Annotated in this window: 14 protein-coding genes; 11 read left to right on the forward strand and 3 right to left on the reverse strand. The window is 71.7% G+C overall.

Annotated features, from left to right (window positions below; translation table 11 throughout):
* Positions 1-167: 167 nt before the first annotated feature.
* Positions 168-737: a GNAT family N-acetyltransferase gene (locus ACFVT2_RS26585; RefSeq protein WP_390021907.1), complete on the reverse strand. Its 570-nt coding sequence runs from the start codon at positions 735-737 to the stop codon at positions 168-170.
* A 379-nt stretch (positions 738-1,116) separates the two neighbouring features.
* On the opposite strand from ACFVT2_RS26585, the gene ACFVT2_RS26590 reads away from it, so the two are divergent.
* The 4 genes from ACFVT2_RS26590 to ACFVT2_RS26605 all read left to right on the forward strand — a co-directional run bounded on the left by ACFVT2_RS26590 (position 1,117) and on the right by ACFVT2_RS26605 (position 5,964).
* Positions 1,117-3,669 carry a DUF4118 domain-containing protein gene (locus tag ACFVT2_RS26590; RefSeq protein WP_390021909.1) on the forward strand — a complete coding sequence of 851 codons (2,553 nt, stop codon included), beginning with the start codon at positions 1,117-1,119 and terminating at the stop codon, positions 3,667-3,669.
* A 184-nt stretch (positions 3,670-3,853) separates the two neighbouring features.
* A complete protein-coding gene (locus tag ACFVT2_RS26595; RefSeq protein ID WP_016570936.1) occupies positions 3,854-4,537 on the forward strand; it encodes a response regulator in 684 nt (227 codons plus the stop codon).
* Between the two features lie 161 nt (positions 4,538-4,698).
* On the forward strand, positions 4,699-5,097 hold the full coding sequence (locus ACFVT2_RS26600; RefSeq protein ID WP_180986023.1) for an OB-fold nucleic acid binding domain-containing protein: 399 nt from the start codon (positions 4,699-4,701) through the stop codon (positions 5,095-5,097).
* A 3-nt stretch (positions 5,098-5,100) separates the two neighbouring features.
* On the forward strand, positions 5,101-5,964 hold the full coding sequence (locus tag ACFVT2_RS26605; RefSeq protein ID WP_390021910.1) for a DUF3159 domain-containing protein: 864 nt from the start codon (positions 5,101-5,103) through the stop codon (positions 5,962-5,964).
* A gap of 93 nt (positions 5,965-6,057) precedes the next feature.
* On the opposite strand, the gene ACFVT2_RS26610 is transcribed toward ACFVT2_RS26605, so the two are convergent.
* Positions 6,058-6,729, reverse strand: coding sequence for a TrkA family potassium uptake protein (locus ACFVT2_RS26610; RefSeq protein ID WP_039631978.1), 672 nt, complete (start codon positions 6,727-6,729; stop codon positions 6,058-6,060).
* A complete protein-coding gene (locus tag ACFVT2_RS26615) occupies positions 6,726-7,394 on the reverse strand; it encodes a potassium channel family protein (protein WP_390021912.1) in 669 nt (222 codons plus the stop codon). The genes ACFVT2_RS26610 and ACFVT2_RS26615 overlap by 4 nt, the downstream gene beginning before the upstream one ends.
* Before the next feature lie 332 nt (positions 7,395-7,726).
* Between ACFVT2_RS26615 and ACFVT2_RS26620 the strand changes: the two genes are divergently transcribed.
* The 7 genes from ACFVT2_RS26620 (at position 7,727) to ACFVT2_RS26650 (ending at position 21,988) form a co-directional block, all read left to right on the forward strand.
* Positions 7,727-9,724 carry an NAD-binding protein gene (locus tag ACFVT2_RS26620; RefSeq protein WP_390021929.1) on the forward strand — a complete coding sequence of 666 codons (1,998 nt, stop codon included), beginning with the start codon at positions 7,727-7,729 and terminating at the stop codon, positions 9,722-9,724.
* Positions 9,725-9,997: 273 nt separating this feature from the next.
* Positions 9,998-12,049: an APC family permease gene (locus tag ACFVT2_RS26625; protein WP_390021913.1), complete on the forward strand. Its 2,052-nt coding sequence runs from the start codon at positions 9,998-10,000 to the stop codon at positions 12,047-12,049.
* 107 nt (positions 12,050-12,156) lie between these two features.
* Complete coding sequence (locus ACFVT2_RS26630; RefSeq protein WP_390021915.1) at positions 12,157-13,497, forward strand: class I SAM-dependent RNA methyltransferase; 1,341 nt, start codon at positions 12,157-12,159, stop codon at positions 13,495-13,497.
* Between the two features lie 283 nt (positions 13,498-13,780).
* Complete coding sequence (locus tag ACFVT2_RS26635) at positions 13,781-15,355, forward strand: TIGR02677 family protein (RefSeq protein ID WP_390021916.1); 1,575 nt, start codon at positions 13,781-13,783, stop codon at positions 15,353-15,355.
* The gene (locus ACFVT2_RS26640) at positions 15,352-16,596 is read left to right on the forward strand and encodes a TIGR02678 family protein (RefSeq protein WP_390021917.1); all 1,245 of its coding nucleotides are present in this window, start codon (positions 15,352-15,354) and stop codon (positions 16,594-16,596) included. The genes ACFVT2_RS26635 and ACFVT2_RS26640 overlap by 4 nt, the downstream gene beginning before the upstream one ends.
* 53 nt (positions 16,597-16,649) lie before the next feature.
* Entirely contained in the window at positions 16,650-20,759 is a 4,110-nt protein-coding gene (locus ACFVT2_RS26645) for a TIGR02680 family protein (protein ID WP_390021918.1), read from the forward strand.
* Positions 20,756-21,988 (forward strand): TIGR02679 family protein, encoded by a 1,233-nt coding sequence (locus ACFVT2_RS26650; protein WP_390021919.1) that lies wholly within the window; start codon positions 20,756-20,758, stop codon positions 21,986-21,988. Before ACFVT2_RS26645 ends, ACFVT2_RS26650 begins: the two co-directional genes overlap by 4 nt.
* Positions 21,989-22,673: the final 685 nt, after the last annotated feature.

Raw genomic sequence — 22,673 nt, forward strand, 5'->3', positions numbered from 1 at the left:
GTCGGGGGGGGGGGGGGGGGGGGGGGGGGGGCCGGGGGGGGGGGGGGGGGGGGCCCGGGGGGGGGGGGGGGGGGGGGGGGGGGGGGGGCAGCCCCCCAAGGGCAACGGCAGCCGAGGGACCCCCTCCCCACCCCAGCCGCCCAACCCCACCCCACCCCACCACCCCCTCACCACACATCCCCCTCCCGCCAATCACACGTCAGATCACCTCCGAGGTTCAACGACACGGACGTGGCCAGGACGTACAGGGCGCCGTCCTCGTCGGGTGTGCGTTGGATGCCGTCGGGGGTGAGGGCGGAGGAGGGGCCGCGCCATAGTTGCCAGCCGCGGGTGGCGTAGAAGGTGGCGGCGTTGTCGGCGGCGCCGAGTGCGCCGAGGTCGTAGGCGTTGTGGATCACTTGCTCCAGGGCGGCCATCATGGCGGTGCCGTGGCCGCGTCCGCGGCGGTCCGCGCGGACGCCGACGCCCTCCACGTAGCCGCAGCGCAGTGCCCGGCCGTTGTGCAGCAGTCGGCGTTGGACGACGGCGGCGTGCCCGATCAGTTCGCCTTCTTCGTGGACGAGGGCGTGCAGGCCGCCGAGCGCGTGTTCCCAGTCTTCGGCGGTCATGTCGTCGAAGACGTCGTAGAGGAGGATCCGGGCGGCCGTGAGGGTGGCGGCGTCCAGGTCGGCGGTGTGGGCGAGGCGTACCTCGGTCGTGCCGGTGGGGCGTTCGGCGGGGGTGGGGGTGCGGGTCATGGGAGGCATCGTCGCAGGGGGTACCGGCGGGAGCGATGGCTTTGTTTCGGCCAACGGGCGGCCAACGAGCGGGCAGGGGTCGACCAAGGGGCGGCCGAGGTACGGCCCGTGGTGCCGGGGCGGGGGGACGGCTCCGGGGATGCCCGAGCCGTACGTGTCGCGCTCGGGTCGGCACCCGAGTCGTGCCTGCGTCGCGGCGGTGTCGTGCCCGTCTCGCATGGTCCGCGACCCCCGTTCGGCCCCTCCCGTAGGTCTGTATCAGAGTCGCGTCAAGACCGGGCGGAAAGCCGCTACCTGGGCGTTTTTCGAGGTCAACGGTCGGTAGGGTCGCATCAGGTCAAGCCCGGTGGGGGCGACCTTCACGTAAGACAATGGGGCCATGGCACGCGGCAAGCTACGGATATATCTCGGCGCGGCACCGGGCGTCGGCAAGACGTACGCGATGCTGTCCGAGGCACACCGGCGTGTGGAGCGCGGTACGGACGTCGTGGTGGCGTTCGTCGAGCACCATGGCAGGCCCCGTACGGAAGTCATGCTGCACGGGCTGGAGCAGGTCCAGCGGCGGGACCTGGAGTACCGCGGTTCGACGTTCACCGAGATGGACGTCGATGCGGTGCTGGAGCGCAAGCCGGCCGTGGCGCTGGTCGACGAGCTGGCGCACACCAACGTTCCGGGGTCCCGCAACGGCAAGCGTTGGCAGGACGTCGAGGAGTTGCTGGAAGCCGGGATCACGGTGATCTCGACGGTGAACATCCAGCACCTGGAGTCGCTCGGGGACGTCGTCGAGTCGATAACGGGCGTGCGGCAGCGCGAGACGGTGCCGGACGAGATCGTTCGGCGGGCCGATCAGATCGAGTTGGTCGACATGTCGCCGCAGGCGATCCGGCGGCGGATGGCGCACGGCAACATCTACCAGTCGGACAAGGTCGATGCGGCGCTGTCGAACTACTTCCGGCCGGGGAACCTCACCGCGCTGCGGGAGCTGGCGCTGCTGTGGGTGGCCGACCGGGTGGACGAGTACCTCCAGGAGTACCGGGCGGAGCATTCGATCCGTTCGACCTGGCAGGCGCGGGAGCGGATCGTCGTCGGGCTGACCGGTGGGCCGGAGGGGCGGACGTTGATCCGTCGGGCCGCCCGGATGGCCGCGAAGGGGTCGGGCAGTGAGGTGCTCGCCGTCTACATAGCCCGTAGCGACGGGCTGACCTCGGCGTCGCCGAAGGAGCTGGCCGATCAGCGGACGCTGGTGGAGGATCTTGGCGGGACGTTTCACCACGTCATCGGTGATGACATACCGAGTGCGTTGTTGGAGTTCGCCCGGGGGGTGAACGCGACCCAGATCGTGCTGGGGTCGAGCCGCCGCAAGGCGTGGCAGTACGTCTTCGGGCCGGGGGTGGGCGCGACGGTGGCCCGGGAATCCGGGCCGGACCTCGATGTGCACATCGTGACGCACGACGAGGTCGCCAAGGGCCGGGGGCTTCCGGTGGCGCGGGGGGCGCGGCTGGGGCGGACGCGGATCATCGCCGGCTGGCTGGTCGGGGTGGGTGGTCCGACGTTGCTGTCGCTGCTGCTCACCAAGCTCTCGAACGGTCCGGGGCTGGCCAATGACGTGTTGTTGTTCCTGTTCCTGACGGTGGTGGCGGCGCTGCTCGGTGGGCAGTTGCCGGCGTTGGCGTCGGCGGCGGTCGGGTCGCTGCTGTTGAACTTCTACTTCACTCCGCCCACCCACACGCTCACGATCAGTGATCCGAAGAACATCGTGGCGATCGTGATCTTCTTCGCGGTGGCGGTGTCGGTGGCGTCGGTGGTGGATCTGGCTGCTCGGCGGACGCATCAGGCGGCGCGGTTGCGGGCGGAGTCGGAGATCCTGTCGTTCCTGGCGGGGAGTGTGCTGCGTGGTGAGACCACGTTGGACGCGCTGCTGGAGCGGGTGCGGGAGACGTTCGGGATGGACACCGTGGCGTTGCTGGAGCGGCGCAGCGATGTGGATCCGTGGACGTGTGCGGGGCGGGCGGGTGGTGGCAGTGGGGCGCCGCTGGCGCGTCCGGAGGATGCGGACGTGGACATGCCGGTGGGTGACCACATGGCGTTGGCGCTGACCGGTCGGGTGTTGCCGGCGGAGGACCGTCGGGTGTTGGCGGCGTTTGCCGCGCAGGCCGCGGTGGTGCTGGATCGGCAGCGGCTGGTGGGGGAGGCCGAGCGGGCTCGGGAGCTGGCGGAGGGGAACCGGATCCGGACGGCGTTGTTGGCGGCGGTCAGTCATGATCTGCGGACGCCGTTGGCCAGCATCAAGGCGTCGGTGACGTCGTTGCGGTCGGACGATGTGGCGTGGTCGGAGGAGGACGAGGCGGAGCTGCTGGAGGGGATCGAGGCGGGTGCTGACCGGCTCGATCATCTGGTGGGGAATCTGCTGGACATGTCCCGGTTGCAGACGGGGACGGTGACGCCGCTGATCCGGGAGATCGACCTCGACGAGGTGGTGCCGATGGCGCTGGGTGGGGTCCCGGAGGGCAGTGTCACGTTGGACATCCCGGAGGAGCTGCCGATGGTGGCGGTGGATCCGGGGCTGCTGGAGCGGTCGGTGGCCAATCTGGTGGAGAACGCCGTGAAGTACAGCCCGGACGGTGAGGTGGTGCTGGTATCGGCCAGTGCGCTCGGTGACCGGGTGGAGTTGCGGATCGCGGACCGGGGCCCGGGTGTGCCGGACAGTGCGAAGGACCGGATCTTCGAGCCGTTCCAGCGGTACGGGGATGCTCCTCGGGGTGCCGGGGTGGGGCTGGGTTTGGCCGTGGCGCGTGGTTTCGCGGAGGCGATCGGCGGGACGTTGGCGGCGGAGGATACTCCGGGGGGTGGGATGACGATGGTGCTGACGTTGCGGGCTGCTGCGGGTGTTCCGCCGGTCCGTCCTGATCTTCCGGCGCAGGCGACGACATGAGTCGAGATCACGGCGGGCGTATCTGCGGCGGGATGCGGCTGTCTTCCGGACGTTCCGGTGACGGTGCGTGTCCGCCGCGCGGCCCGGGAGGGGGCCATTTCACCGGCCGGGCGGTACCGGCCGCACTTACGACGTGGTCGGCGGGCGTTGCCCGTCGGCGACCGACACTGCGAGGAGAACGCCAGTGAACCGGGTGCTTGTGGTTGATGACGAGCCGCAGATTGTTCGCGCCCTTGTGATCAACCTGAAGGCGCGCAAGTACGAGGTGGATGCTGCCCCTGATGGGGCCACTGCCCTGAAGCTCGCTGCGGCCCGCCATCCCGATGTGGTGGTCCTGGACCTGGGGCTGCCCGATATGGATGGTGTGGAGGTCATCAAGGGGCTGCGTGGCTGGTCGCGGGTGCCGATTTTGGTGCTGTCCGCGCGGCAGACGTCGGACGAGAAGGTGGAGGCGCTGGATGCGGGGGCGGACGACTATGTGACGAAGCCGTTCGGGATGGATGAGCTGCTGGCGCGGTTGCGGGCGGCGGTGCGGCGGGCGGAGCCGACCGGGCCGGCGGATGACGAGGTGATCGTGGAGACCGAGGGGTTCACGGTCGATCTGGCGGCGAAGAAGGTCAATCGGGGCGGTCGGGACATTCGCCTGACGCCGACGGAGTGGCATCTGCTGGAGGTGCTGGTCCGTAATCAGGGGCGGCTGGTCAGTCAGAAGCAGTTGTTGCAGGAGGTGTGGGGGCCGTCGTACGGGACGGAGACGAATTACCTGCGGGTGTACATGGCGCAGCTGCGGCGGAAGCTGGAGGGCGATCCGTCGCATCCGCGGCACTTCATCACGGAGCCGGGGATGGGGTATCGGTTCGAGGGGTGAACGCGGGGCGGCCGGGGGATGGCGGCTGGTGGGGGCCGTCCTGGGGGGATGGCCTGGTGGTCGGGGTGCGGGCGGGTCGTCGTTTCGAGGGGTGAACGCGGGCGGCGGGGTGCGGGTGCGGGGTGCGGGGGACGCCGTGCGGGCCCCGGTACGCTGGGGTTATGAGTGCTGGGATCCGACCCGAGAAGCCGGCCGGCCGGTTCCGCCGGATGCTCGACAGGCTGTCGTCCTCCGAGGAGGAGCTGCAGTCCGCCGAGTTGCAGGAGGACGCGCAGGCGACGGGGTGTACGCGGATATGCGACTGCGATGACCGTCAGATAGTGAAGGTCTCCGGCACCCTGCGGCATGTCACGCTGCGGCCGCGTGCCGGTGTGCCCGCGCTGGAGGCGGAGCTGTTCGACGGCTCCGCGGCGCTCGACGTGGTGTGGCTGGGTCGCCGTTCCATCGTCGGCATCGAGCCGGGCCGTAAGCTCATCGCCTCGGGCCGGGTCTCGTTGAGTCACGGGCGCCGGGTGCTCTTCAATCCCAAGTACGAACTGCGACCGCTCGGACAGGAGTAGCCGGTGACGTCGTACGACCGACCGACCACTGACCCTGAGGCTTCCACTTCCGCTTCTGTCGACCGCCCTGTGGGGGTGCCGGCTGCTGCCGGGGCCCCGCTGGAGTCCGGCGCGGGTTCTGGCGCCGATGGCAGGCAGGTGACGGAAGCGGCGCTGTTCGAGGCGTTCGGTGGCGTGCGCGGCATGGTGGAGACGGTGCTGCCGGGTCTGCTGTTCGTCGCGATCTTCACGGTCAACAAGGATCTGCACGTCTCGGCGATTGCGGCGCTGGCGGTGTCGTTGGTGCTGTGTGCGGTGCGGCTGGTGCGGAAGGACACCGTCAAGCACGCCTTCAGCGGGGTGTTCGGGGTGGCGTTCGGTGTGGTCTTCGCGATGATGACCGGTAACGCCAAGGACTTCTACCTGCCGGGGATGCTGTACACGCTGGGGCTGGCGGTGGCGTACATCGTCACGACGCTGGCGGGTGTTCCGTTGCTCGGGTTGATTCTGGGCCCGGTGTTCAAGGAGAACCTGTCGTGGCGGACGCGTAATCCGGGGCGTAAGAAGGCGTACGCGAAGGCCAGCTGGGCGTGGGGGCTGATCCTGCTCGCCAAGTGCATGATCTTGTTCCCGTTGTACTGGTGGGCGGACACCACGCAGCTGGGGTGGGTGTTGGTGGCCCTGAAGATTCCGCCGTTCCTGTTGGCGCTGTATCTGACCTGGATGTTCCTGGTGAAGGCGCCGGCGCCGATCGATGTCTTCGCGGAGATGGAGGCGCAGGAGAAGGCCGGGGAGGCCGAGCGGGAGCGGCGGCGGGGGCTGTCGGCGGCGGCGCCGGAGGCGGCTGCCGCGGACCGTCCGCACGAGGGGCCGCGGCACCGTCGCTGATCTGCGGCGCGAGGCGTGATAGGCCGAAGGGCCCGGGAGCTTTGTGGCTCCCGGGCCCTTCGTGTGGTGTGTCTGCTGGGCCGGTGGGTCGGCTCAGCTGTCGTCGCGGCGGACCGACAGCAGGTCTTCGAGCTGTTCCTCGCGGGACTGGGCGGCGACGAAGAGCAGTTCGTCGCCGGCTTCGAGGGCGTCGTCCTTGTTGGGGGTGAGGACCCGGGTGCCGCGGATGATCGTCACCAGGGAGGTGTCCTCGGGCCAGTCCACGTCTCCGACCCGGGTGCCGGCCAGGGCGGCTTCCGGGGGGAGGGTGAGTTCGACGAGGTTGGCGTCGCCGTGGCTGAAGCGCAGCAGCCGGACGAGGTCGCCGACGCTGACGGCCTCTTCGACCAGGGCGGACATCAGGCGTGGGGTGGAGACCGCGACGTCGACGCCCCAGGCTTCGTTGAACAGCCATTCGTTCTTGGGGTTGTTGACGCGGGCGACGACCCGCGGCACGCCGTACTCGGTCTTGGCGAGCAGGGAGACGACGAGGTTGACCTTGTCGTCGCCGGTTGCGGCGATGACGACGTTGCAGCGCTGGAGGGCTGCTTCGTCGAGTGAGGTGATTTCGCAGGCGTCGGCGAGCAGCCATTCGGCGAGCGGGACCCGTTCGACGGAGATGGCGGTGGGCGCCTTGTCGATGAGCAGGATCTCGTGACCGTTTTCGAGCAGTTCGCCGGCGATGGAGCGGCCGACCGCTCCTGCGCCCGCAATGGCGACCCTCATGCGTGCGCCTCCTCGGGACCCTGGGCGAATGCCGCCTCGACCTTTTCGACTTCGTCGGTGCGCATCATGACGTGCACCAGGTCGCCTTCCTGGAGGACCGTCTGGGAGGTGGGCAGCGTGGCCTCGCCCAGGCGGGTGAGGAAGGCGACGCGGACGCCGGTCTCCTCTTGCAGTTTGCTGATCTTGTGGCCGACCCAGGAGGGGGCGGTGTGGACCTCGGCGAGCTGGACGCCGCCGCTGGGGTCGCGCCAGAGGGGTTCGGCGCCCGAGGGGAGGAGCCGGCGCAGCATCTGGTCGGCGGTCCAGCGGACGGTGGCGACGGTGGGGATGCCGAGGCGTTGGTAGACCTCGGCGCGGCGCGGGTCGTAGATCCGGGCCGCGACGTTCTCGACGCCGAACATCTCGCGGGCCACGCGGGCGGCGATGATGTTGGAGTTGTCGCCGCTGGAGACGGCGGCGAAGGCGCCGGCCTCTTCGATGCCGGCTTCGCGGAGGGTGTCCTGGTCGAAGCCGACGCCGGTGACGCGGCGGCCGCCGAAGGCCGAGCCGAGGCGGCGGAACGCGGTCGGGTCCTGGTCGATCACCGCGATGGTGTGGCCCTGGCTCTCCAGGGTCTGCGCGAGCGCGGAGCCCACGCGGCCGCATCCCATGATGACGATGTGCATGCTGATTACCCCGTGCCTTGCACTAGCGCGCTGACCTGCACAAACACCCTGCTCACTACTTTCTTCTCCGACGTACCGGCGACACGGAGCCGCTGTCTTGTGACCGCGGCCCGGTGCGTCAGACGGGAGCGCCGGCCGCACCGTGGTCCGGTACAACCGTAGCTGTAATGGCGTGTCCGGTAGGGGGCGCGGTGAGTGCTGGTCCGTTGTGGGCGGGTGCCGGGGTGCGGTGGGATCGTGCGCTGCGCTGCGCGGGGGCGGGCCGATAGGGCACGCTACGACGTGTGCCACAACTGCCACATCAGCCCCAACAGGTCTCTCTCGCACCGCACATGGTGGTGTGCGGCGATGACGCGCTCGCCCACCGGCTCGCCGCCGAGCTCCGTGACGTCTACGGCGAACGGGTGACGCTGATCGTGCCGTCCGCGCGGGAGCCGAACCGCCCCCGTGTTCCGTCGCCGTCCCGCGGCCTGGGTCGGGCCACCGCGCTGCTCGGCCGGATGTCGGCGGCGGTGGCGCGGGGCGGGCCCGGTGCGCTCCCCGGTCCGCCGCCCGCGCCGGCACGCGAGGACGGGCAGTCGCCGCCGGAGTCGATACGCGTCCTGGTGGCGACGCAGGTCGACGACGAGGCGCTGACCGCGGCGGGGATCACCGAGGCGGGCGCGCTGGCGCTGGTCCACGACGACGACGATCTCAACATCCACGCCGCGCTCCGGGCCCGTCGCCTCAACCCCCGGTTGCGGCTGGTGATCCGGCTCTACAACCGCAAACTCGGCCAGCATCTGGAGGAGTTGCTGGACCAGGCCGCGGCGGTCGCCGCGAGTCGTGGCGCGGACGACGCGCAGCCGCCGCGAGCCGAAGCCTCCACCATGGTGCTCTCCGACGCGGACACCGTCGCGCCGGCGTTGGTGGCGACGGCGGTCGCCGGGACCAGCAAGGTCATCGAGGCGGACGGGCTGATGCTGCGGGCCGTGGAGCGTGCGCCGGGGCAGTCCGGTCCGGCGGGGGCGCGGCGGCTGTGCACGTTGGCGTTGCTGTCGCCGTCGCCCGGTGAGGCGTCCGGTGGTTCCGCCGGTGGCCCCCCAGGCGGGCCGTCCGGTGCGCCCGGCGCGGCGTCGGGTGACGAGGGGCCGGTGCTGCTGCCGGACGACGCCTCGGCCGCGGCGGCCACCGGCTGCGGCCGGATCGTCCTGGAGACCGTGGCCTATACGGGGCGGACGGTGCGGCCGCGCCGGCTGCGCGGTCGGGGTGCGCCGCTCGCCTCCCTCTTCTCCCGGCGGTTGCGCTGGTCGCTGGCCGGGATCGTCGGGGCGGTGCTGGCGCTGGCCGTCGCCGCGTCCCTGGCGACGGGGGAGAAGCCGTTGCACGCGGCGTACCTCACGCTGCTGGACCTGTTCGCGATCAATGAACCGGCGCTCGACGCCCCGTTGGCGCGCAAGCTGCTCCAGTTGTTGTCCGGGTTGGTCGGGCTGTTGTTGCTGCCAGTGCTGGTGGCGGCGGCGTTCGAGGGGCTGGGGACGTTCCGCAGTGCCTCGGCGTTGCGTCGTCCGCCGCGTGGGTTGTCCGGGCACGTGGTGTTGCTGGGGCTGGGGAAGATCGGTACCCGGGTGCTGGCGCGGTTGCACGAGATGCGGATCCCGGTGGTGTGCATCGAGGCCGATCCGGAGGCGCGCGGGATCGCTTTGGCGCGCCGGCTGCGGGTGCCGACCGTCGTGGGGGACGTGACGCAGGAGGGGGTGTTGGAGGCGGCGCTGGCCGACCGGGCCCGGACCTTGCTGGCGCTGACGAGTGAGGACACCACCAATCTGGAGGCGGCGCTCTACGCACGGTCGGTCAATCCCCGGCTGCGGGTGACGCTGCGGCTCTTCGACGACGGGTTCGCCGCCGCCGTCTACCGGACGTTGCGCGCGGCGCATCCGGGTGCGCGGACCCGTAGCCGCAGCGTGTCGTTCCTGGCGGCGCCGGCCTTCGCCGGGGCGATGATGGGCCGCGAGATCCTCGGGGCGATCCCGGTGGAGCGGCGGGTGCTGCTGGTGGCCCGGGTGGAGGTGCGCGGCCATGCCGCCCTGGAGGGGCGGACGGTCGGTGAGGTGCTGCGGCCGGGCCGGCTGCGGGTGCTGGCCGTCGACAATTCCGCGCCGGACGAGCCGGCGGCGGAGCCCGCGGCGGGCGCGCCGCAGCCGGGGGACGGTCCGGCGCCGGCGCATCTGGCGGACGAGTTGGACGACTACGTCCTGCGGCCGCAGGACGTGGTGCTGCTGGCGGCGACCCGGGAGGGGCTGGGCGAGCTGCTGTCCCGCCGGCCGCGCCCGGCGGTGCGCGCGGAGTGAGGCCACGCCCCCCCGACACGCCCGGCGGCGCCCGGCGAGTGACGACACGCCCCCCGCGACACGCCCGGACTCCGTGACATCCACCACGAAGTTCGGGCCCGCGGGGTTCCCCGTATCGACGATGCCGCCGTGTGCGTGGCGTGCAGATGTTGCGGAGATGCCGAGTGGCGAATGCGGAGTCGGATGGTTCTGTGCATGGTGGCGCATTCGGGTGTTCCGACCCGTCCGGGTGGCGGGTGGGCGAGGACCTTGACGAAGGCTTAGCATCCTCGGGTGTCCAAACTGACCGACGTGCCCAAACGGATCTTGATCGGGCGCGCACTGCGCAGCGACAGGCTTGGGGAGACCCTTCTCCCCAAGCGCATCGCACTCCCCGTCTTCGCCTCCGACCCGCTCTCCTCCGTGGCCTACGCGCCCGGCGAGGTACTGCTGGTCCTGTCCGTGGCGGGGGTCTCCGCGTACCACTTCAGCCCGTGGATCGCGGTCGCGGTCGTCGTGCTGATGTTCACCGTCGTCGCGTCGTACCGGCAGAACGTGCACGCCTACCCGAGCGGCGGTGGTGACTACGAGGTCGCCACCACCAACCTCGGGCCCAGGGCCGGCCTGACCGTCGCCAGCGCACTGCTGGTCGACTACGTCCTGACCGTCGCGGTCTCCATCTCCTCCGGAGTGGAGAACCTCGGCTCCGCCGTCCCCTTCGTCGTCGAGCACAAGACGCTCTGCGCAATCGTGATCATCGTGCTGCTGACCTTGATGAACCTGCGCGGTGTCAAGGAGTCCGGCAAGCTCTTCGCGATCCCCACGTACGTCTTCGTGGCCGGCGTCTTCATCATGATCTTCTGGGGCGCGATCCGCGGCCTGGTCCTCGGCGACACCATGAAGGCCCCCACCGCCGACTACACCATCCACGCCGAGCAGGGCGGCCTCGCCGGCTTCGCCATGATCTTCCTGCTGCTGCGCGCCTTCTCCTCCGGATGTGCCGCGCTCACCGGCGTCGAGGCGATCTCCAACGGTGTGCCCGCCTTCCGCAAGCCGAAGTCGAAGAACGCCGCGACCACCCTCGCCCTGATGGGCGGACTGGCCGTCACCATGTTCTGCGGCATCATCGCGCTGGCCATGACCACCCGCGTCCGGATGGCCGAGAACCCCGCCACCGACCTCCTCAGCAACGGCAAGCCGATCGGCTCCGGCTACACCCAGAACCCGGTCATCTCGCAGGTCGCCGAGGCGGTCTTCGGCAAGGGCAGCTTCCTCTTCGTCGTGCTGGCCGCGGCCACCGCACTGGTCCTGTTCCTGGCCGCCAACACCGCCTACAACGGTTTCCCGCTGCTCGGCTCGATCCTCGCCCAGGACCGCTACCTGCCGCGCCAGCTGCACACCCGCGGCGACCGGCTGGCCTTCTCCAACGGCATCGTCCTGCTGGCCGGCGCCGCCACCGTCCTGGTCTACCTCTACGGCGCGGACTCCACCCGCCTGATCCAGCTCTACATCGTCGGAGTCTTCGTCTCCTTCACGCTCAGCCAGATCGGCATGGTCCGGCACTGGAACCGCCACCTGGTCGGCGAGAAGGACCCCGCCAAGCGCCGCAAGATGCACCGCTCCCGCGCCATCAACGCCTTCGGTGCCTTCTTCACCGGCCTGGTCCTGGTCGTCGTCCTGCTCACCAAGTTCACCCACGGTGCCTGGGTGGCCCTCCTCGGCATGGTCATCTTCTTCGTGACCATGACCGCGATCCGCCGCCACTACGACCGGGTCGCCGACGAGATCGCCGCCCCGGACGCCCCCGACGACGACGTGGTCCGCCCCTCCCGCGTGCACGCCATCGTCCTGGTCTCCAAGCTGCACAAGCCCACCCTGCGCGCCCTGAACTACGCCAAGCTGATGCGCTCGGGCACCCTCGAAGCGGTCAGCGTCGACGTCGACCAGGCCGACACCCGGGCCCTGCGCGCCGAGTGGGAGCTCCGCGGCATCGAGGTCCCGCTGAAGGTCCTCGCCTCCCCGTACCGCGAGATCACCCGGCCGATCATCGACTACGTCAAGTCGCTGCGCCGGGAGAGCCCCCGCGACGCGGTCTCCGTCTACATCCCCGAGTACGTCGTCGGCCACTGGTACGAGCACCTGCTCCACAACCAGTCCGCGCTGCGCCTCAAGGGACGCCTGCTGTTCACCCCCGGCGTCATGGTCACCTCCGTGCCCTGGCAGCTGGACTCCTCCGAGGCCGCCAAGAAGCGCGCCCGCAAGCGCGCCGAATGGAACGCCCCCGGCGCGGTCCGGCGCGGCCCGGTCACCGCACCCAAGAAGGAGTCCGCGGCCACCAAGAAGTGACCGCGGCGGCCGGGGGCACCCCCGGCACGCCGTAGAATGGACGGCTGGCCTCCACCCGGAGGCCGGCCGTCACGGTTTCCTCCCACCCCACCCAGGAGCTCCCCGCCATGCAGCCGGACACGCCGCCGGAACCCAGGAAGTCACTGGTCGGCGAGGAGTACGAGGTCGAGATCGGCCCGGTCGCGCACGGCGGCCACTGCATCGCCCGCACCGACGCCGGCCAGGTCCTCTTCGTCCGGCACGCACTGCCCGGCGAACGGGTCCGCGCCCGCGTCACCGACGGCGAGGAAGGCGCCCGCTTCCTGCGCGCCGACGCCGTCGAGATCCTCGACCCCTCCAAGGACCGCGTCGAGGCGCCCTGCCCGTTCTCCGGCCCCGGCCGGTGCGGCGGCTGCGACTGGCAGCACGCCGCGCCCGGCGCGCAGCGCCGCCTCAAGGCCACGGTCATCGCCGAGCAACTGGCGCGGCTCGCCGGCCTCACCCCCGAGGAGACCGGCTGGGACGGCACCGTCGAACCGGCCCCCGGCGACAAGGTCGCCAAGGGCGAGGTCCCGGCCTGGCGCACCCGCGTCCAGTACGCGGTCGACGCCGACGGCCACCCTGGCCTCCGCAAGCACCGCTCGCACGACGTCGAGCCGGTCACCCACTGCATGATCGCCGCCCCCGGCGTCTCCGAACTCGGCATCGAGCAGCGCACCTGGCCGCAGATCGCCACCGTCGAGGCGATCGCCGCCACCGGCTCCCACGACCGCCAGGTCATCCTCACCCCCCGCCCCGGCGGCCGCCTCCCCATCGTCGAACTCGACAAGCCGGTCTCCGTCCTCCGCGTCGACGAGAAGGACGGCGGCGTCCACCGCGTCCACGGCCGCCCCTTCGTCCGCGAACGCGCCGCCGGCCGCACCTGGCGGGTCGGCAACGGCGGCTTCTGGCAGGTCCACCCGAAGGCCGCCGACCTCCTCGTCGAGGCCGTCATGCAGGGCCTGATGCCGAAGAAGGGCGACATGGCCCTCGACCTCTACTGCGGCGTCGGCCTCTTCGCCGGAGCCCTCGCCGAACGCGTCGGCGACAAGGGCGCCGTCCTCGGCATCGAATCGAGCAAGCGCGCCGTCGAGGACGCCCGCCACAACCTCGCCGACCTCGACCGGGTCCGCATCGAACAGGGCAAGGTCGAGCAGATCCTCCCCCGCACCGGCATCACCGACGTCGACCTCGTCGTCCTCGACCCGCCCCGCGCCGGCGCCGGCAAGGCCACCGTCCGCCACCTCGCCTCCCTCACCCCCCGCCGCATCGCCTACGTCGCCTGCGACCCGGCCGCCCTCGCCCGCGACCTCGCGTACTTCCGCGAGGCGGGGTACGGGGCACGGCGCATGCGGGCGTTCGATATTTTCCCGATGACCCATCACGTGGAGTGCGTGGTCATTCTGGACCGGGCAGCTAAGGGCGCGTGACCTGCGGTTCTGCCGGTGCGCATGAGGTGCGTATGAGGTCGGAAACGACCTGTGGGCGGGGCAACCGGTTCCTGGACCGCAGGTTCATCGCGCCGGTCGGCGACCCGGATCTCGTCCTGCTCCCGGGCCCTGGCCCTCTCGGCTGCCGGGCTCATCCGACCCGGCTGACGGCTGATGTGCCAGCGGTCAGCCAGGGCGCCTGCGCGGTCAGAACCGGGCGTGATTCGGTCAAGTACTTTCGTCCCTGCCGATCATGGTCGGAGGGTCGGGAGAATGGCCGGCGATGGATATGACTTCTCCCCGGCCGGAGGGACTGCCGGCCGGGTACGGGCCGTTCGCGCACCTCACCGCCCCGAACGTGCTGCTCTACCGCGCGGTGATGCGGGCCTTCCTCGTCGCCAAGGAGCGGTTCGCCGTGCATCTGCGGCCCGAGGACGTGCAGGCCGCGCTGTCCTCGGATGTCCGGCCCGGGGAGCTCGACGCTGTGGTCAAGGCGCTTGACAGCCTTGTGGGTTGGGGGAACCTGCGGGCCGATCCCGACACCGGGCGGGTCACCGCCGTCGAGGACTTCTACCGCAAGCGGTTCATCTACCAGCTCACGCGCGAGGGCGAGGCGGCCGAGCAGGCCCTGTCCGCGTACGACGAGGCGCTGGGGCGGCGGGGTGCGCTTCAGGCCGTCGCGTTGCACGACATCGTGACGCAGCTGCGCGCTCTCCTCGTGCTCACCGCCGAACAGGAGCCGGATCCGGCCAAGACCCATCTCGCGCTCGACGGGCTCGCCAGCCGCTTTGCCGCGCTCGCCGACAACGCGCGGGCCTTCATGGGGTCACTCCAGCGGACCATCGACCTCCACGAGGTCGGGGAAGACGTCTTCCTCGCCTACAAGGACCAGCTCATCCAGTACCTGGAACGCTTCATCCAGGACCTGATCACCCTCGGCGGACGCATCGCCCGGCTGATCCTGGAGCTGGAGGGCGACGGCCGGATCCAACCCCTGCTGCTGGCCGCCGCGGTCCGCGAGGCCGCCGATGCCACCCCGCAGGAGGTGGCGCACGCCGAGCAGGCCGCGTACGAGCGGTGGGCCGGCCGGTGGGCCGGACTCGCGGCCTGGTTCCTCAGCCGGGACGGCCGGGAGTCGCAGGCCCGGCTGCTGCGCGGCCGGGCGCTGGGCGCGATCCCGCAACTGCTGGCCGTCGTACGGTCGCTGAACGAACGCCGGGCCGGGCGCTCCGACCGGTCCGCCGATTTCCGGACCCTCGCCCGGTGGTTCGCCGAGGCCCCCGACGACGACGCCCGACACCGGCTGTGGCGCACCGCCTTCGGGCTGTACCCGGCGCGGCACCTCTCCGTGGACGCCGAGACCCTGGCCGCCCGGCTCGCCCGCCCGCAACCCGCGGCCACCGCGTGGGCCGACGCCGAGCCGCTGCACATCAGCCCGCAGCTGCGCCGTACCGGCAGCTACGAGCGGCGCGGCAAGCCCCGCAAGGTGGAGGACCGGCAGGAGGCGCGGCGCCTGCTCGCCGAGACGGCCGCCAAGCAGGCCGCCGAGACCGCGGCCGCACGGGCCCGGCTCGCCACCGACGGCATCACCAGACTGTCCGGGCTCGGTGAGCTCGACCCCCTCAGCTTCCGGCTGTTCCTCCAGCTCCTCGGCGACGCACTGGCCACCTGGCGTCCCGGTATGACGCACACCGCGGCCACCAGCAACGACGGATCCATGGAGATCCGGCTCGCCGCCTCCACCGACGGGTCCATCGCCGAGGTCCGCACACCGGACGGCGTGTTCCGCGGCCCCGACCACACCATCGAGATCGTCGACCTCACCGAGGGCCAAGAGGAAGGGACCACGGGACCGTGACCACCCCGCTCGCCGAAGTGCTGGACGGGCAGCACGCCGCCGAACTGCGCAAGGCCGCCCGCGCCCTCCTGAAACAGCCCCTGCTGCTCGCGCACGGCACGCACGCCGACGCGTTCCGTCTCGTCCGGCGGCACGCCTCCGAGCTGCGCGACTGGTTCGACCGCAACACCGGCTGGCCCCTCCAGATCGATGCCGAGACGGCGAGGCTCGGCAAGATCCCGGTACGCCTCGCCGACGCCACCCATCCGGCCCGCGAGGCCACGCGGAGCGCCGCACCGTTCACCCGCCGCCGGTACGTCCTGCTGTGCCTCGCCCTCGCCGCCCTCGAACGGGGCGAGGCACAGATCGCACTGGGCCGACTCGCCGACCAGGTCGTCCTCGACGCCACCGACCCCCAACTCGCCGCCGCGGGGATCCGGTTCACCCTGGACCGCCGAGAGGAGCGGCTCGACCTGGCAGCCGTCGTACGGCTCCTGCTCGGCCTCGGGGTCCTGCGGCGGGTCGCCGGTGACGAGGACGCGTACGTCAGCGGAGCCGGCGACGTCCTGTACGACGTCGAACGGCGCGTGCTCGCCGGACTGCTCGCCACCCGTCGGGGCCCCTCCACGATCCGAGCCCGGGCGATGGAGGAGCGACTGGCCGAGCTCACCGCCGAGACGGCCCTCGACAGTGACGAGCTGCGCTTTCGCGCGATGCGCCGCGCGCTGACCCGCCGGCTGCTGGACGACCCCGTGCTCTACTACGACGAACTGACCGACGCCGAGCTGGGGTATCTCACCCGCCAGCGCGGCTTCCTCACCGCGCGGATCACCGAACTGACCGGGCTGGTCGCCGAGGTACGGGCCGAGGGCATCGCCATGGTCGACCCCGAGGACGACCTCACCGACATCCGGATGCCGGAATCAGGGACCCACGGTCACGTCACCCTGCTGCTCGCCGAACACCTCACGGCGGCCGGGGGCTTCGTCACCACAGCCGCTCTGGAGCGCCGTGTGGTCGACCTGGCCTCGGAGCACGGCGGCTTCTGGTCCAAGTCCGCGCGGGAGCCGGGAGCCGAGGGAGAACTGGTGGAGCGGGCGGTCGCGCGGCTCGCCGCCCTCGGCCTGATCTCCCGTACCCCTGAGGGGGTCGTGCCCCGCCCGGCACTCGCCCGGTACGCGGTCGGTCCGACCGTCGTCATCGACCCCGGAACGGCGGCCGCCACCGAGGTGCCCGCACCGCGAAAGGCAGGCCGACGGTGATCCCCTCCAACGGACTTCCGACCCCTGCGCGCTCCCGCTGGCAGCCCCTGCGGATGGGTCTCGTCGACCTCTTCCACTACGACGTGGAGGAATTCCACTTCCGCGACGGCAGGCTACTGCTCCGCGGGAACAACGGCACCGGCAAGTCCAAGGTGCTCGCCCTGACCCTCCCCTTCCTCCTCGACGGCGACCTCAGCGCCCGCCGGGTCGAGCCGGACGGGGACGCGGGCAAGCGGATGGAGTGGAACCTCCTCCTCGGGGGCGAGCACCCGCACTCCGAACGACTCGGCTACACCTGGGTGGAGTTCGGGCGCCGCGACGAGGCGAGCGGGGAGGAGGATTTCCGCACGCTCCTCTGCGGCCTCAAGGCCGTCAGCGGGCGGGGCATCGCCCGTCACTGGTGGGCGGTGACCGCGCAGCGGATCGACCACGCACCGGCCGAGGCGCGCTCACCGGGCTCCCTCAGCCTCCTCGACACCACCGGTACCGTGCTGTCCCGAGACCGGCTCATCGAGGCGGTATCCGGACACGGAATGGTCTACGACCAGGCCAAGGCATATCGCCGCGCCGTCGACGAGACGCTGTTCGGCCTCGGCGAGCAGCGCTACGGGGCCCTGGTGGACCTGCTCATCCAGCTGCGCCAGCCCCAGCTGTCCAAGCGCCCCAACGAAGCCGCCCTCTCCCGCGCCCTCACCGAGGCGCTGCCGCCCATGGACCAGGCCGTGATCGCGGACGTGGCGGAAGCCTTCCGTTCCCTGGACGAGGAGAAGGAGGAACTGCGGGCCGCCGGGGCCGCCGAGCGCGCCGCCTCCGCGTTCCTCGACCACTACCGGCGCTACGCGCGCATCGCCTCCCGCCGCCGGGCACGCCTCCCGCGGACCGAACACTCGAAGTACGAGCAGCTCCTGCGTGATCTCGCGGTGGCCCAAACCGAGAAGACCGAGGCCGAGGGCGAGCGGGACGCCGTCGACGAGCGCAGCACCGAGCTGACCGAGACGCAGGCGAGGCTGGCGGCGGCGGAGGCCGCCCTGCGCGAAGGTCCGGAGATGCGCGATGCCCGTGAACTGGAGCGCGCCGCACAGACCTTGGAGCGGTCGGCGCACGCCCATGGCCAGGCACGCGAGGATCAAAAAGAGGCCGATGCCCTGCACACCCGGGCGCTCGGCCGCCTCGGGACCGCCGAGGGGCGGCTCCGGGCGGCACACGAGCAGGCCGGGGACACGTTCCGCAGCGCGCGGGAAGCAGCCGCCGCGGCCCAGCTGGAGCTGCCCGGGGACGAGGAACTGACGACGGCCGAACTGCGTGCGGCGGTAGCCGATGCGACCGACCGCCGGCACCGCACCCTCGCGCACCTGGAGGGCCTCGTGGACCGGGCCGACGAGGCTGCGGCCGCACACCGGAATGCCGTACTGCGGCTCGACGAGGCGGAGACCGACCGGTCGCAGGCCGACGAGGCCCAGAACGCGGCCGACGAGGCCGTGACGGCCGAGGGGCGCGCCCTGGTGGATGCCGTACGTGAGCACGCGGGCCGGTGCGAGGCGCTCGCCTACACCGACCTCACGGGGCTGCTGGACGAGCTCCAGGAGTGGACCCGGCACCAGGACGGCCCCAACCCGGCTCGGCGGCACGCAGCGCAGGCGCACAGCGTCACGGCAACGGTGCTCGCCGAGCGAACGGCGCAAGCGGCGCAGCGCCGGGACGACCTGGCTGCCCGCACCCGTGAGGCCGAGGAGGAACTCGCGTCCCTGGAGGCCGGTGGCGGGCGCGGGCCGGTGGCACCGCCCACCCGGACGCCGGGCCTTCGCGACCAGATGGCGGGCGCCCCCCTGTGGCGGCTGATCGACTTCCAGGACCAGGTCGGAGACCGTGACCGGGCGGGGCTGGAGGCGGCCCTCGAAGCGGCCGGACTGCTGGACGCATGGGTGTCCCCCGACGGCGAAGCCCTCGCCGCGGACAGCCACGACGTGCTCCTCGACCCGGGAAAGGGGCCGGTCGACGGAGCGTCACTCGCCACCGTCCTGTGCCCGGCCGTGGACCGGGGCGATGCCCGGGCAGCCGTCGTGGGCGAGGAGGCGGTGGCCCGTCTGCTCGCGGCGATCGGCCTCGGTGCGGCTGCCGGGGACACGGCCGCGGGCACGGGAACGTCCGACGCCGGGTGGAGGAGTACGCGGGCGGCGGGGGACACCTGGGCCGCGGTGGACGGAACCTACCGCGTCGGTGCCCTCACCGGTCGCTGGGCCAAGCCGGCAGCCGAGTACATCGGTGCAGGCGCCCGGGAGGCCGCGCGGCGCATCCGCGCCCACGCCCTGCGCGCCGAACTGGACGTCCTCCACCGGGACTCGGCGTCCCTCGCGGCTGAGGTGCAGGCGTTGGCGGCCCGCCGCCGTGCCCTCGACGCCGAGCTTGCCGCCGTGCCGGACGAGACCGCGCTGACCCGGTCCCACGCCCGCGCTGCGGCTGCCGCCGAGACCGGCCGCCGGGCACGGGCCCGTCGTGAGGAGCGGGCCACCGACGTGCTGGCCGCGGCCGAACGCGTCGAGCTGGCCAACGCCGACCTGCATGAGGCGGCGGCCGATCTGGGGCTGCCCGCGGACCGGCCGGCCCTGGCGGGCGTACGGCAGGCGCTCACCGAACTCGCCGCCGTACTGGCCGCGCTCTGGCCCGCACTGCGCGAACGGACGGAAGCGGCCCAGCAGGTGGGGGAGGAACGGGAAGAGGTCGGCCGGGTGGCGGAACGCTCCGTCGAACTCGGCCTTCGCACCCAGGCGATCGCTCGCGAGGTGGCAGCCGCCGACGAGCGGCTCGTCACGCTGCGCTCGACCGTGGGTGCGGCCGTGGCCGAGCTGGAGCGGCGGCTCGCCGAGACCGCTCAGGCGCAGCGCGGCTGCGCGGCCGAGCAGCGGCTGTGCCAGGACCGCCGTACGCAGGCGGACGGGCGGGCCAACCGGGCCCAAGGGCGGATCGAACAGCTGGAGAAGGACGTCACCGGTGCCGCAGCCGCGCGTTCACAGGCGATCGCCGCGCTCCAGCGTTTCGCGACCACCGGGCTCATCACGGTCGCGCTTCCCGAGCTCCCCGTACCCGCGGCGGGAGACGGACCCTGGGCAGCCACCCCGGCCATCGCACTCTCCCGGTCCCTGGAGGCGGAGCTGGCGGCCACCGACGACTCGGACGGGGCCTGGGAGCGCGTGCAACGGCGTCTGAGCGAAGAGCTCAAGACGCTCCAGGACGCGCTGTCCCGCCACGGCCACACCGCCTCGGCCCGGATGGTCGAGGACGGCATGGTCGTCGACATCGTGTACCAGGGCCGTGAGCGGGCCGTGCCCGAACTCGCCGACGCGCTGGCCGTGGAGGTCGGCGAACTCACCCGCATCCTCTCCGCGCACGAACGCGAGATCCTCGAAACCCACCTCATCACCGAGGTCGCGGGCACTCTCCAGGAACTCATCGGGGCCGCGGAACGCAAGGTGCTGGCCATGAACGCCGAGCTGGAGGAGCGTCCGACATCCACCGGCATGACGCTGCGGCTGGTATGGCGAGCCTCCCGCAAGGCGCCCGCCGGCCTTGCCCAGGCCCGTGGCCGGCTGCTTCAGACGGCCGATGCCTGGACTCCCGAGGACCGGGCCGCAGTCGGGGAGTTCCTCCAGACGCAGATCGCCCGCCAGCAGACCGAGGACACGGCGGGCAGCTGGTCGGAGCACCTCGCGGCTGCCCTGGACTACCGCTCGTGGCACGAGTTCGCCGTCGAGCGCCAGCAGCACGGTCGCTGGGTACCCGCCACCGGGCCGGCTTCGGGCGGTGAACGCGTACTCGCCGTCTCCGTACCGCTGTTCGCCGCGGCCTCCTCGCACTACGCGAGTGCGGGGAGCCCGCACGCACCACGGCTCGTCACCCTCGACGAGGCGTTCGCGGGCGTCGACGACGACTCCCGCGCCAAATGCCTCGGACTCCTGCACGCCTTCGACCTGGACGTCGTCATGACCAGTGAGCGGGAATGGGCCTGCTACCCGCAAGTGCCGGGCATCGCCATCGCCCAGCTCTCCCGCGTCGACGAGGTGGCCGCCGTCCTCGTCACCCGCTGGGAGTGGGACGGGACGGCTCGTACCCGCCAGGAAGATCCGGTGCGGCCAGCCGATCGGGAACCGGAGTCCCTGTGGACGTGACGTGGCCCGCAGCCGACGATGACCGCCTGCACCGGCTCCTCGGGGGCGCCGACCTGGCCTGGCTGCTGGAGCGCGCACGCCGTCGGCTGGAGCGCGGAAAGCCGCTCACCGGACCGGTGTCCCTCGCCGCTCCCACCGTCGCCCAACGCGCCGCGGCCGAGCGGCTGCTGGGGCGGGCTCCGGGCGGTGGCGCGTCGCTGACGGTACGGCTCGACGCGGTGGACGCCGTACTGCGCAGATCCGGCATCAGCCCCGAGGGCCTGGCAGCGGCCGTCACCGCACTCACAGGTCCCGTCGTACTCCTGGAGGAGGCCCGCCGGAGCGACGAGCGGGCCTGGGAGGAGGCGTACGCGCCCCTCACCCTGCTCGCGGACGACCTTCCAGGTCTCGCAGCGTGGGCCGCCCGCGTTCGTGACGAGGGCCTCGTGCAGCGGGTCGCCCGTACGCCCGCCTCCGCTCGCCTGCTGCTGGATCAGGCCGTCCGCGTACTTCGGGAACTGCCTGCCGAACCGGCACGCTCACTGTCGGTTTTCGCCGCGGAGGCGCTGGGAAGTGCACACGCACTCGACGACGGCACGTCGCTTGCCACCCTTGTCCTCTCTGGCGTCCGCGCGCTGACCGGCCACCCCGAGGGAACAGGAGCGGCCTGGCGGCGGGCCGCGTGGGCCTCCGCCGGCCTCCTGCGGGACGACGTCTCCTCGACGGTTCTCACTCTCAACCTCCGCGGGACCCCGGCTCTGGACTGGATGGCCGATATGGGTGATCCCTGCGTACTGACCCTCAGACAGCTCGCCCACCGTCCGCCGAGGACGGCACTTCCTGTCGTCCACATCTGTGAGAACCCCGCGGTCCTTTCGGCTGCGGCGGACACCCACGGCCCGGACGCCCGACCGCTGGTCTGCCTCCAGGGCCAACCGTCGGCTGCCGCTCTGACTCTTCTCGACCGACTGCACGAGCTCGGCGCTGCCTTCCGCTACCACGGCGACTTCGACTGGGGCGGCCTGCGCATTGCCACGACATTGCTGCACCACGTGCCGTGGCGGCCCTGGCACTACATGGCCGACGACTACCGCGAGGCGGTATCAGCGGCTGGGTCGGATGCGCAGCTCCTGTCCGGGAAGCCGGCCCAGTCACCATGGGACCCGGATCTGGCACCCGCCCTTGCCGAACACGGGCTGCGCATAGAGGAAGAGGCAGTACTGGAGACGCTGCTGGGGGACCTTGGGTGAGGGGGCCGCGACGTCCGTGCGGGCGCGAGGAGGCGGCTGAGGTGCTCGTCACCTCACTGATCACACAGGCCACGCAAGGGGAAAGGCTCTCGCGGCCTCTCGGGCGGTGACCCTGGCCAACGGCGTGCGTCCATCAGGGGCCCGACTCCCCTCGCCGGCGGCTGCATCACTGAGAGGGCGCTGGCCCGGGGTAGCTCATCGGAACGCCTGCCTCCTGGGCGACCCGGTGCCCCGGTGCCCCGGTGACTCGACGACCCGGAGAGCAAGTGGTCCGGCGATCTAGCGGCTCGGGATAGCTCGATCCGCCGAGGATGCGCCCCCAAGTAGTGCCGCATCCATATGATCGTGTAAGTTCTTCGAGTTGCCACGGAGCCGACAGGCCCCGCGGCGGCCATCCCGCCGCTTCAGCGGCACACCACTACTGCACGGCCCCTCACCGGGAACAATTTCGGCATGCCGGAATTCGGACCGGGACTCGATTATGTGTCTCCGAGGGATTCCGCTAAAGTAGTGAACACGCCGAAAGGCAAACCCCTCCGACGGGAAATCGGAACCGAATTCGATCCGGTAGCGCCTCACTGAGAAGCGGGCCGGAAGCGAAAAAGGATCTGATAAAGTCGGAAAGGCCGAAAAGCGAAAGCGAAGCGGCCGGACCCCGCTCCAGCAGGGGGCCAGAGACGGAAAC

Origin of the sequence: Streptomyces sp. NPDC058000 (genome assembly GCF_042886435.1) — a bacterium.
GTDB lineage: Bacteria > Actinomycetota > Actinomycetes > Streptomycetales > Streptomycetaceae > Streptomyces.

What these genes read in the sequence shown, in the direction of transcription:
- ACFVT2_RS26610 (WP_039631978.1), bottom strand. Translation starts at nt 6,729, where the DNA reads ATGAGGGTCGCCATTGCGGGCGCAGGAGCGGTCGGCCGCTCCATCGCC.
- ACFVT2_RS26585 (WP_390021907.1), bottom strand. Translation starts at nt 737, where the DNA reads ATGACCCGCACCCCCACCCCCGCCGAACGCCCCACCGGCACGACCGAG.
- ACFVT2_RS26600 (WP_180986023.1), top strand. Translation starts at nt 4,699, where the DNA reads ATGAGTGCTGGGATCCGACCCGAGAAGCCGGCCGGCCGGTTCCGCCGG.
- ACFVT2_RS26620 (WP_390021929.1), top strand. Translation starts at nt 7,727, where the DNA reads ATGGTGGTGTGCGGCGATGACGCGCTCGCCCACCGGCTCGCCGCCGAG.
- ACFVT2_RS26635 (WP_390021916.1), top strand. Translation starts at nt 13,781, where the DNA reads ATGGATATGACTTCTCCCCGGCCGGAGGGACTGCCGGCCGGGTACGGG.
- ACFVT2_RS26615 (WP_390021912.1), bottom strand. Translation starts at nt 7,394, where the DNA reads ATGCACATCGTCATCATGGGATGCGGCCGCGTGGGCTCCGCGCTCGCG.
- ACFVT2_RS26590 (WP_390021909.1), top strand. Translation starts at nt 1,117, where the DNA reads ATGGCACGCGGCAAGCTACGGATATATCTCGGCGCGGCACCGGGCGTC.
- ACFVT2_RS26645 (WP_390021918.1), top strand. Translation starts at nt 16,650, where the DNA reads ATGGGTCTCGTCGACCTCTTCCACTACGACGTGGAGGAATTCCACTTC.
- ACFVT2_RS26630 (WP_390021915.1), top strand. Translation starts at nt 12,157, where the DNA reads ATGCAGCCGGACACGCCGCCGGAACCCAGGAAGTCACTGGTCGGCGAG.